This is a genomic window from Paracoccus marinaquae, assembly GCF_018860165.1.
GTDB classification, from domain to species: Bacteria; Pseudomonadota; Alphaproteobacteria; order Rhodobacterales; family Rhodobacteraceae; genus Paracoccus; species Paracoccus marinaquae.
The window spans coordinates 40,971-51,543 of record NZ_JAHKNG010000025.1; the positions used below are offsets into that span (position 1 = coordinate 40,971).

At 57.3% G+C, this 10,573-nt stretch carries 9 protein-coding genes; 3 read left to right on the forward strand and 6 right to left on the reverse strand.

Going from position 1 to position 10,573, the window contains the following annotated elements:
* Positions 1–13: 13 nt before the first annotated feature.
* Both KNW02_RS13660 and KNW02_RS13665 read left to right on the forward strand, forming a co-directional pair.
* Positions 14–589: a recombinase family protein gene (locus KNW02_RS13660; RefSeq protein ID WP_216033838.1), complete on the forward strand. Its 576-nt coding sequence runs from the start codon at positions 14–16 to the stop codon at positions 587–589.
* Positions 590–888: 299 nt separating this feature from the next.
* Positions 889–3,990 carry a phosphorylase family protein gene (locus tag KNW02_RS13665; RefSeq protein WP_216033839.1) on the forward strand — a complete coding sequence of 1,034 codons (3,102 nt, stop codon included), beginning with the start codon at positions 889–891 and terminating at the stop codon, positions 3,988–3,990.
* Between the two features lie 297 nt (positions 3,991–4,287).
* On the opposite strand, the gene tnpC is transcribed toward KNW02_RS13665, so the two are convergent.
* The 6 genes from tnpC to KNW02_RS13695 form a co-directional block, all read right to left on the reverse strand.
* Positions 4,288–5,847: an IS66 family transposase gene (tnpC, locus tag KNW02_RS13670; RefSeq protein ID WP_216033840.1), complete on the reverse strand. Its 1,560-nt coding sequence runs from the start codon at positions 5,845–5,847 to the stop codon at positions 4,288–4,290.
* 55 nt (positions 5,848–5,902) lie between these two features.
* Complete coding sequence (gene tnpB, locus KNW02_RS13675; RefSeq protein ID WP_216033841.1) at positions 5,903–6,256, reverse strand: IS66 family insertion sequence element accessory protein TnpB; 354 nt, start codon at positions 6,254–6,256, stop codon at positions 5,903–5,905.
* Complete coding sequence (tnpA, locus tag KNW02_RS13680) at positions 6,253–6,657, reverse strand: IS66-like element accessory protein TnpA (protein ID WP_216033842.1); 405 nt, start codon at positions 6,655–6,657, stop codon at positions 6,253–6,255. Before tnpA ends, tnpB begins: the two co-directional genes overlap by 4 nt.
* 324 nt (positions 6,658–6,981) lie before the next feature.
* On the reverse strand, positions 6,982–7,731 hold the full coding sequence (locus tag KNW02_RS13685) for a GIY-YIG nuclease family protein (protein WP_216033843.1): 750 nt from the start codon (positions 7,729–7,731) through the stop codon (positions 6,982–6,984).
* A 402-nt stretch (positions 7,732–8,133) separates the two neighbouring features.
* Positions 8,134–8,820 carry an SOS response-associated peptidase gene (locus KNW02_RS13690; protein WP_216033844.1) on the reverse strand — a complete coding sequence of 229 codons (687 nt, stop codon included), beginning with the start codon at positions 8,818–8,820 and terminating at the stop codon, positions 8,134–8,136.
* Between the two features lie 17 nt (positions 8,821–8,837).
* Entirely contained in the window at positions 8,838–9,149 is a 312-nt protein-coding gene (locus KNW02_RS13695; RefSeq protein ID WP_216033845.1) for a hypothetical protein, read from the reverse strand.
* 72 nt (positions 9,150–9,221) lie between these two features.
* Between KNW02_RS13695 and KNW02_RS13700 the strand changes: the two genes are divergently transcribed.
* Complete coding sequence (locus KNW02_RS13700; protein WP_216033846.1) at positions 9,222–10,424, forward strand: DNA polymerase Y family protein; 1,203 nt, start codon at positions 9,222–9,224, stop codon at positions 10,422–10,424.
* The last annotated feature ends 149 nt before the right edge of the window (positions 10,425–10,573 follow it).

Genomic DNA, 10,573 nt, shown 5'->3' on the forward strand with positions numbered 1-10,573 from the left:
GGTCATACCCAAAATGAACAAACCGAGCCCTAGAATCGGCTACGCCCGAACATCGACCGTCGATCAGAACCTTGATGCCCAAATCGAGGCTCTGACGGCTGCCGGATGTGGGATGGTGCGCCAAGAACAGCGCAGCGGGACCACGCTGGAAGGCCGCCCAGAGTTAAGGACGATACTCGACTTCATCCATCCAGGCGAAACCCTGGTGGTCACACGGATCGACCGGCTGGCGCGGTCGATGCAGGATCTTCAGACTATCGTTGCCAGGTTGAAGGCGAAGGGGGCCCATTTGGCAGCCACCGAACAGCCCGTAGATACGTCAACCGCAGCGGGCAAGGCGTTCTTCGACATGCTTGGTGTCTTTGCTGAGTTCGAGACCAATCTACGACGGGAGCGGCAGGCTGAAGGTATCAAGGCCGCGAAACGAAAAGGGGTCTACCGTGGCCGTCCGCCCAAGATCGACATGGGAAAGGTGCAGGCTAAACTTAGTGCAGGCATTTCTCCGACGAAAATTGCTCTCGAGATGGGGATTTCGCGCGGCACTGTCTATAAAGCAAAGGCACAGATGCCGCGAAGCGTAGATGGCTAATAGAAGCAGGTGCGCCCCTCGCACCGGTCGAGCTGACCCGTGGCGTACGGGCGGCCGGTGCGCTCAATCCACGCTGCGCCTGCGAGCGGCATCTACAGAAGGGCGGAGAGCGGCCGTTCGCTGCGCCGCGCAACTGACTTCGGCGAGAAGGAGAAAGGTGCCATTCAGCAGACCGTCGCTGGGGACGTCAAGTTACGCAACGTTTGAACTCAAGAAGCCGGCGCTCAAGTACACATTTTTCTACTGACCCTAGAACAAGGTTCATCTATACCTTGTGGACTGATCGGAGGCGTGTACCATTGAGCGAAAAAATACATTTTGACATCATTGTTAACATTCCACTTGAAGAAGAACTAAATGCATTTTTGAGTATCTTTGAACACAAAGAAGATTATTCAAACGACGCACAATACCGATGCACAGTGCAGACGGGCACCGAGGTGACGATGCTTGTGGTCGTTCAGGATGAAATGGGCAGGTCATCGGCCTCCAACTCAGCTACAGAAGCGTTGAACGAATTCACCTGCGATCTGTTCATTTGCCTAGGTATCGCTGGCGGCCTCTCAAAGGACCTGAAGCTTGGAGATGTTTGCTATTCAGGAAACGTTTTGGATGTAAATGATAACGCCAAAACTACAGACGGCGGTGAAGGAGCAATCAACTTAGAGCTTTCACCATTCACATACCGAACCGACAAGGCGCTTTCACTAGCCCTCGATTTTGTTCGCCGCGATCCAGTTTCGCGAATAGGGTACAAAGAATGGCAGCAAAGCCGTTTAGCAAGAGCACGCGAACTTGGAATTGAGGAGATACAAGATAAAAAAGGCCAGAATCCACAAGAGCCATTGCCAAATTCTTTGAGCGGTACCATCGCGTGCGGCGTCGTTAGCGCGGGAAATAACTACAACGAAAAACTTAAGCAAATAGACCGCAAAGTGCTCGCCATCGAGACTGAATCTGGTGGCGTTTTCAACATAACATCAAGGAAGGGCGTCAATACACTCATCATAAGGGGCATATCTGACTACGCTGATCCAAACAAAGCTAAGCTGGAGGCCGGAACGCAAGACTTGGTCAGGGTGTTGGCGGCGGAGAATGCCGCAAGCTTCCTGAAGTTCCAGTTAGGGAACAACAAGTTTTTAGAGAGGCTTAAATCCTCACAGGAAACGACGCAAAAAATGGAGAAGGCCACCGAGACCTTGTCGGTGACAAAGTCTTTGGAGGAGCTTGTTCTCGGCGGATTTACCTTTATTGATGAAAGGCTCCGTGAGATATCTCCGGAATACAGACTTCATCCTAAGGGGTATCAAATGCCTCTCCCGTCCATAGTGGCGGAACAACCCAAAGAAGGCAGTGGGCGCAGGTCCGAACCGATTCATGACATAGTCGAGTGCTTGCGAACTGAAAACCATATCTACATCGCGCTCGATAAAAACTATCCAGATAAAAGTGTTCCTTGGGTCATAGCAGACCACTTGATCCGAAGCGAGATTGACAATGTCCAGCTCTTGCCGATTGTGGTCAATGGCGATGACATCAAGCCGCCGCACTACTCGATAGAAGTGGCTGCGCCGGATGTATTCGTGGGTGACCAGGAAAACCGTCAGGTCGTCATAATATTTGATGGCCTTCCGTTGTCCTCAAAAACACGGACAAAATTTATTCTGGATCAGGTCCAGCAGCATAAGAATGCTAAATTCATCTTCACAGATCGAACTGAAGCTAATTTCTTTCTGCAAAGCGAGTTTGCTAGCGCAGTTTCAGCTTCGGCGTATCGGCTATGCGAAGTGTCCTTCTCGCAAATGGCCTACTTCGTACAGCGCAACTTCGAAATGAATGGGTCAGAGTCAGAAGTAGTTGCAAAGCGTCTTAGGGACACTTTTAGAAAGTTCCATTTGAATGCGCATCCGGCATACTTCGCAGGCATTCCAAAGGAGACGCTGTCGGCACTTATACAAGCCAATCGTCGAACCGAACTGATGCAACTCGGTGTAGATGGCTTTCTGACGTTTCTTGTGGCGGGCGATCAGGCCAAAATTGCGCTAAGTCGAACCACTAGAAGTAGGTTCCTTCGTCAACTTGTCGTCGAATTGAACGTCAATAAGAGGACGTTCAATGAAGCTGCGCTGGTAGAATACACCGCTGAGTTTGCTGCGCATTACGACTTTGACATAAAGCCAATAACGTTCATTGAGGAGTTTACTAAGGCAGGAATATTGTTTTTCGACCACGATCGAGTTCGAGTTGCAATTCCGTTTATTGAAAGCTTCCTGCTGGCACAGGAGTTGGCATCTAAGCCAGAGATCGCAGTTCAGTATTTTAATCTCACAGACTATAACTTCGATCTGGCGACCTTTGATCTTTACTGCGAGATTCAACCTTGTGAGCAAGTTATTTCGGCAGTTTCAAGATTGCTGCAAGATAAAATTGGCGACGATCTAGAAGAATCACATATTCTGCTTTCGGACCGAATAGACCCATCAAACCTCATTGCCATGGACAAGTTGGGCGCTCTACAAAATCGGATCGAAAGAGCTGCTCGCGACATTGTCGACGACAAGAACACAACCGTCGAGAAACAGCGGCTCGTGGACATAACTGAACGCGTTTCGGAAAGAGCGAGTAAGTCCAGCGTCGCCGCATTCGAGACAGACGAAGATAGCGAAAGTCCGGCAGACAGCATTTCTGATCGGGAGGAGTTTGAAGCTGCAGTGGATCGACTCTCTGACTTGTCTTTTAGCACCATGGTCGGGACTCTGCTTGTAGGATATGGTGCTGAGCATCTTGATGCTGGGACAAAACGACGGCTAATTGTTTTGGTGACGAAGAGCGCTTCGAGGCTGATCGATCAATGGACTGAATTCAATAATAGAATTGACTTTGGGTCTATGAAGGAAGATCTGACGTCCGACGAATTTCTAGACGAGATGATGGTCAAGTATCCGAGCGACACTAAGCGAGAAAAGCTGAAATCAACGATTTCTGACTACGTTGACATGATGAAGTTCCTTTGTGTGTCGGACCCTTTTAGAAAGGTTATGGGCAGTCTCGGCGACCATGCTAAGAACCCCATTCTTGGCAAGAGCCTAGTGGCAGTTGAAATCAACGAGCCGTTCCCAGAGCTGATTAGAGCGATCTGGTTGTCTGATCTGGAGCTGGGCTATGGTGAAGATCTTCTGAATAAAACAACCAAAAAGCTTCCGCAAATATCTTTGCTGCGTATTTGTATTTCTGAGTATCTGCTCAAGCAGGTGTATTGGGCCCACGCAAAGAAAGATCACCGTCTCAAATTGCTCGAAATAGCTGAATCTGTTCTGAAAAAGGTATCTCTGAACCTCGACAGTTCAAAGATCAAGAAGGTCATTAAAGATGAAACGAGAAAGGGCGACAGTTCAGGCTGAGTTCGCCGAAACAGCCTAGGAGCCCTGTGGATCTGAGGAAAGTGGTGTTCGTCGGAATTAAAGGCAGCTCAGAGTTCAATGCCAATGACCGCTATGGCGGGACGCGCCGCCGCGTTCCGGACGGCCTGCGAGCGGCAGCTCTGGGCCGATCTTGCCGGTGATGTTTCGCCCATCGAGTTGAAATGCTTTGACCGATATAATGGCGGAAGAGAGCCCAACCGTGCAAGTTTCTGTCTTCCAAATGGAGTGAAGGCAGGACAGCTAGTTGGTAAGCGGTGTCTGACTGGCACAGCGGCCTCATCTTGACGGTTTGAAGTTCCACGGCAACAGGTCGTCAATGCGGCTCTGAGGATGGCCATTTGCGATAGCGGTCAGGGTTGCCTTGAGCCAAGCGAAGGGCTCGACGCCATTGATCTTGCAGGTCTCGATCAGCGAAGCGATGCGTCCCCAGGCTTTGCCGCCCTCGTCGTGGCCGGCGAATAATGCATTCTTGCGATTGAGGGCAATCGGGCGGACGAGGTTTTCGACATTGTTGCTGTCGATCTCGACGCGGCCATCGCTCAGGAATGTCTGCAGGCCCTGCCAATGCGCGTTGATATAGGCCAGTTTTTCGCCGAGGCGTGACTTTGCCGAGACCCGCAGGCGCTGCACCTGCAGCCATGTCCCGAAGGCTGCGACCAGCGGCGCGGAGCGGGCCTGCCGGGCCGAGAGCCGCTGTCCGGGGGATGTGCCGCGGATGTCCTTCTCGATGGCGTAAATCTCGGCGATGCGGCGCAGACCCTCGGCGGCGATTTCGGACCCGTCGCGGTCGAAGACCTCCCTGAGCTTGCGGCGGGCATGCGCCCAGCAATGCGCCACGGTGATCGGGCTGCCGCCCTTTCGTGTCGGGCGCGTCAGGCGGTTATAGCCCTGATAGCCATCGACCTGCAGGATGCCGTCAAAGCCGGTCAGGAAGTTTTCCGCATGTTCGCCATGCCGCCCGGGGGCGTAAAAATAGACCACGCCGGGCGGATCGTCGCCACCCCAGGCCCGGTCGTCGCGCGCCAGCGCCCAAAGATAGCCGGTCTTCGTACGCCCGCGTCCGGGATCAAGGACCGGGGCAGTGGTTTCGTCCATGAACAGCTTCGTGGAGGTCTTCAGATGCTCGGCCAGCCGGTCGACGACGGGGGCCAGATGGAACGCTGCCACGCCGACCCAGTCAGCCAGGGTCGAACGATGAATGTCGATACCGGAACGGGCGAGGATCTGCGACTGCCGGTATAAGGGAAGATGGTCCGCGTATTTGCTGACCAGCACCTGCGCGATAGCGCCCTCGGTGGGCAGCCCGCCCTCGACCAGCCAGGGCGGTGCGGGGGCTTGTGTGACCCCGTCGGTGCAGGCGCGGCAGGCATATTTCGGACGGATCGTCACGATGACGCGAAGCTGTGCGGGTACGATGTCCAGCCGTTCGCTGCGATCCTCGCCGATCTTATGCATCAGCCCGCACCCGCAGGGGCATTCCAGGCTGTCGGGCTCGATCACCCGTTCGATGCGCTCCAGCCCCTCGGGAAGGTTGCCGCGATTGCGCTGTGCCACGTTCTTGCGCGCAGGCCTGTCCTCACCGGGAGCCTGTGCCTGCTTGCGTTCGCGGGTCTCGGCGACGGCGATTTCCAGATCCTCGAAGGCCAGCTGCCGGTCGTCCTCGTCCAGCTTCTCGGACTTTCGGCCATGCACCACATGGTTCAGCTCGGCGACCAGATGTTCGAGGCGGCGATTGATCGTTTCCAGTTCCGCAACGCGGGTTGCCTGCGCCTCGAAGGCCACGCGGTATTCCGGCGGCAGGACGGACAGATCGAGGGTTCTGGTGGCGGCATCCATGGCCGGAATCATACATCGGTTTCAATGCCGGAACCGCAATATTCGGCACCCCGAGTCATTCTGCCGCAGCCGGCGGGCGGCTCTCCAGCGCCTTCACCCGGCGCCAGTCCAGACCGGCGAACAGCGCCTCGAACTGCGCATGGTTCAGCGCCAACATCCCGTCCCGGATCGCGGGCCAGGTGAAGGTCGTGCCCTCCAGCCGCTTGTAGGCCAGCACCAATCCGCTGCCGTCCCAATACAAAAGCTTCAGCCGGTCAGCACGCCTGGACCGGAAGACGAAGACCGTACCAGTGAACGGATCCTTGCGCAGAACCGACTGAACCAGAGCGGCCAGACCATCGTGTCCCTTGCGGAAATCGACAGGTCGTGTCGCCACCAGAATGCGAACCCGGTTGGACGGAAAAATCACGAACCGTCCTCAAGCGCGCGCACAATCCCGACAATCCGCCCGGCAGGCGTCGCACCGTCCAGCCGGATTGTCACCGACCCCGTGACAATCTCGATCTGACCGCCCTGCGGGTCCGGCAGATCAGGTGGTGATCCCGCCGCCGCATCGCACAGCACCAGCGGCGCAAACTCCGCCTCCTCCCGCAGCGCCGGAAGGACCAGCCGACCATCCTTCGCCAGACGCCGCCATGTCGACAGATGGTTCGGCCGCAGATCGTAATGCCGGGCAACGCTGTTCACACTCGCGCCCGGCAACAGCGTCTCCGCCACAATCCGGGCCTTCACCTCATCCGGCCACCGCCGTCGACCCGATGCCGATATCTCCCCTCCAAACCCGGGGAGAAACTCTCTCGTATCATCCATGGAGAAACTCACCTCCTGCAATCCCGCAGAAGCCAAGTTGCAAATCTCACCCCTCAGCAGAAGGTGATCGCCAGACAGCGCTTACGCTAGTTGATGTAGTCTGGAAGAAGCTTGAGGGTCACCCGAAAGATTGCCATCTTACTGCCGCCTCCTTGACCTTCACCTCACTACAAAATACCTTCCTCTGCACCAACTGAGCATCCCGGAAGGTGAGACGAAGCACGGAGGCCGTCGATGGCTCCAACGATTGACGGCAACTATCGTCGATAAGTAGCGACCAATCCTCGCGGGTCGGTCGTTACCCCTGGCATTATCCCGCTTGCGTCAGATATCGTCCGGTGTCAGTTCGGCTTGCTTCCTGTACCACTCTTTCTGGAATTTCTCGGATGGCGTAAGCTGCCCGCCCTCCCATCTGTACAAGTACTTATGCTCTATCAACCAAGCTAGTCCGGCCCTTACCGCATCTTCACCAAGTCCACTGTCCTCCGCTATCATGCGAATAGACGAGGGGTCATCGCTAGCGAGTGGATACCATCGCGGAAGAATTTTCTTGTAAAGAACATAGGCTGCAGTCTTTTCTGCGCTCCATTCTTTTTTTTTCTTTGTTGCCCGCTTTCCGAAATGCACCCATCCACCTCTGCGCCACAGTATGCCATCGCTTTCAAACTTCTCTAGTGCTGCTTCGATGTCGTCAGGAAGAACGTTGAACCACTCACGGCCAGCAACTTTGATTTGTTTGTCCTCGAAAGCCCTGTGCAATAGTTTCTCTAAGCGCTCCGGATTGTCGCACTTAATCGTGATTTCTATATTTGGAATATATCCGACTGCGGCCTTTTTAGATTGAGACGAGACCCTCTCGGCGGCTCCCGCCTTCGCGTAGCCGATCTTACACATTTTTGGCTCAAGTATCTGTCCGGAGAGAGGGCTCTTCATTCTGTAGATGTACACGCAGGGGTCCAAATCCTCCCCTCTCTCCTCTTGATTAAATCGGTCATAGAGTCCTCTGACCTTTTTAACGTTGGGATAGCGCGCAATATAAATTTTGAAGCGATCGATATCCTCGGCTGCCCACATACAAGCCATTCGCGTTGGTCGATCAGCTTTCTTTCCAGTGACAGGGTCAACATGGAGTCCCTCTTCGACTACTCGGCGACCAAATTGTCTGTCGTAAGACCCCCCTATGCGATCGATAAGGTCGTCTGATTCTCGTCTCAGTTTCAACAAGCGTTGACCGTACTCTAGATACATCTGCTGATAATTATTCATTAGCTACCTCCGCTTTGTCCGCGTTGCGGTCCTTCCCGTACTTGGTCGTGCTGTATGATAATGCGAGTGACCGCATTGGGGAGGTGCGACGCGGCGATGGCAAGCCCGATGAACGGCAGCTATGGGCCGGACCTTGCGTCGGCCGATGGAGTCGATGCGCGGTTCGCTCCCAGACAGGTGGCGACCGCCGTTCGGCGCAGAGTCCACCGCTTACAGATCGCCTACGGCCACGTCATCCGCCGTGATCCCAATGCCCTCGCAGACGATCCGCATCCGATCACAAGGAAACGGTCGCAAGAGACGCGCAGCATCCTCGGCGCTGCCGGTAAGCCAGGTGTCATAGTCCTGTTCGTCCAGGATCACCGGCATCCGTGTCGGATGCACTGGCTTGACCAGATCGTTGGCCGTTGTCGTGACCATTGTATGCGTCAGCCAATCGCCGGCGTCACCGTCGATGCCTGGCTGCCCCGCGCGCCAGAGGCCGGCGAAGGCAAAGGGCGGCCGCGCGTCCCTGCCCGTGATCGCGAACCAGTAGTCCGTCGCCGGGTTCCTGCCCTTGGCCTCGCGGAATGCCGAGCCCGGAATCAGGCAACGCCGATTGAGAAAACTGTCCTTCCATAGCCCCGACGATCGCAGCTTGTCGTCACGGGCATTGTTCCAGGCCGCGGGCTGGATCGGCTTGCCGGTCTTCTTGCTCACCTGTGGCGTCAGGAATCCCCAATGCATCTCGACCAGCTCGCGCCCGCCGTCTGTGCCAAGGCGGACAACGGGGGCCTCGTATTTCGGCCAGATGGCTGTCTGGCCCCGATAGTTGCCGAGATGATCGTGCTCGCCCATCACCTCGAATATCTCGCGCATCGTCGCCTGTGACGTTGTGTTCGCATAAAGATTGCACACGCTCGCCCCCGCGGTTCTCAGCCCTGCATCCCACCATACGCCGCCGCGATCTGCGCGGAAATGCGGGCCAGCTCCGTGATCCGGCGCGGTGCCGGCTCAAACCGGCTGGCCACGATCCAGGCGTCCCGCAACATGCGCCCTTTCGGGTGACGTTCGCACAGCACATCGACCGCGGCCATGACCTCGCGCGACAGCGGATCACGCCGCGCCGCGCCGGCGGCCGCGGCGTCGAGCGTCGCGATCGCGGCGGCCTGGGCCTCCCGCCCGGCGATCTGTTCCGACCAGGCGCCGCCGAAGGCGACATTGCGAAGCTGACCGGACCTGTCCATTTTGCCCCCTTGCTGTAGGAGAACAAACATAGAACATAAGGGGCGCCCTGCCCATCCGCGACATCTGGTGTCATGTCCTCCTTCCGCGTCCTCTATCTCGATATGAACAGCTTCTTCGCGAGCGTGGAGCAGCAGCTCGATCCCGCGCTGCGCGGCAGGCCGGTGGCGATCACCGCCGTCGATTCGGACAGCGGCGCCTGCGTCGCCGCGTCCTACGAGGCCAAAGCCCATGGTGTCAGAACCGGCACCCATGTCCGGGATGCGCGGCGCCTTTGCCCCGGCATCATCCTGCGCCCCTCGCGCCATCGCCTCTATGTCCGCTTCAACCTGGCCGTCGCCGATGTTCTGGACCGCCATGCCGAACTGACCCATATCCGCAGCGTCGATGAGTTCCAGCTGGCCCTGTCCGGCGAGGCCCGGACCCTTGCCGGCGCCGTCGATCTGGTCGCGCGCCTGAAGACCGCCGTCGCCGCCGAGGTCGGCGACTGCCTGCGCTTCTCGGCCGGGATCGGGCCAAACCATCTTCTCGCCAAGATCGCCGGCAAGCTGGAGAAGCCGGACGGATGCCAATGGCTTGGGCCGGAAAACATGCCCGAGGCCATCGCCCACCTGTCCCTGGACGATCTGCCGGGTATTTCCACCGCCATCAAGGCGCGGCTCTTTCGCGCCCGCGTCTTCGATGTTCCCGGCCTCTTTGCGCTCGATCCGCGGCACGCCCGGCTGATCTGGAGATCCGTCGAAGGCGAACGGTTCGTGCGGATGCTTCAGGGCATGGAGATCCCCCTGGTCGCCACCGAGCGCGGCGGATTCGGCAACAGCAAGGTTCTGTCGCCCGAATATCGCGATCCGCGCCGCGCCTATCTGGTCGGCCGCTGGCTGGTCGAAAAGGCGACGGCGCGACTGCGCCGCGAAGGTCGCGTGGCCGGACGCTTCAGCCTGTCGGTCAGTTTCATGGCCGGCGGGGTCTGGTCCCGGAACGTCAGCTGCTTTCCGACACAGGATACCGCGATTTTCCTGCGGCTTCACCGCGCCCTGTGGGTGCGCCTCTGGCGCACCGCACGACCGGGCGCGGTCATCAGCATCAGCGTCCATCTTGGGGATGTGGGCTTGCTGCTGGACCGGCGCGGGGATCTGCTGCTGCCCCTCGCCCCGGCCGAGCTGACCCGTGGCGAGCAGGTGTCGCGCGCGCTCGATCAGATCAACGCCCGGCACGGCGACGGTGCGATCCGCTTCGGCCTGAACACGCCCCATCCGGGATTCTTCGAGCGGGGGTAGGGTTGGCGTCACCCCAGCTTATGATCGCCCAAGGCGTCCATCACCTGCTCCCGCACCTCCTTGGGATCACCGCGTTCCATCGTCGCCATGACGAACACCGCCTTGCCCGCTGACGCTTTGGCCCACTGCTGGCCAATCAGCTCTTTCTC

Bases quoted from the DNA above. Each gene is read 5' to 3' on its own strand.
- tnpA (WP_216033842.1), bottom strand. From the start codon at position 6,657: ATGGATGATACGAGAGAGTTTCTCCCCGGGTTTGGAGGGGAGATATCG.
- tnpC (WP_216033840.1), bottom strand. From the start codon at position 5,847: ATGGATGCCGCCACCAGAACCCTCGATCTGTCCGTCCTGCCGCCGGAA.
- KNW02_RS13700 (WP_216033846.1), top strand. From the start codon at position 9,222: ATGTCCTCCTTCCGCGTCCTCTATCTCGATATGAACAGCTTCTTCGCG.
- KNW02_RS13660 (WP_216033838.1), top strand. From the start codon at position 14: ATGAACAAACCGAGCCCTAGAATCGGCTACGCCCGAACATCGACCGTC.
- KNW02_RS13685 (WP_216033843.1), bottom strand. From the start codon at position 7,731: ATGTGGGCAGCCGAGGATATCGATCGCTTCAAAATTTATATTGCGCGC.
- KNW02_RS13695 (WP_216033845.1), bottom strand. From the start codon at position 9,149: ATGGACAGGTCCGGTCAGCTTCGCAATGTCGCCTTCGGCGGCGCCTGG.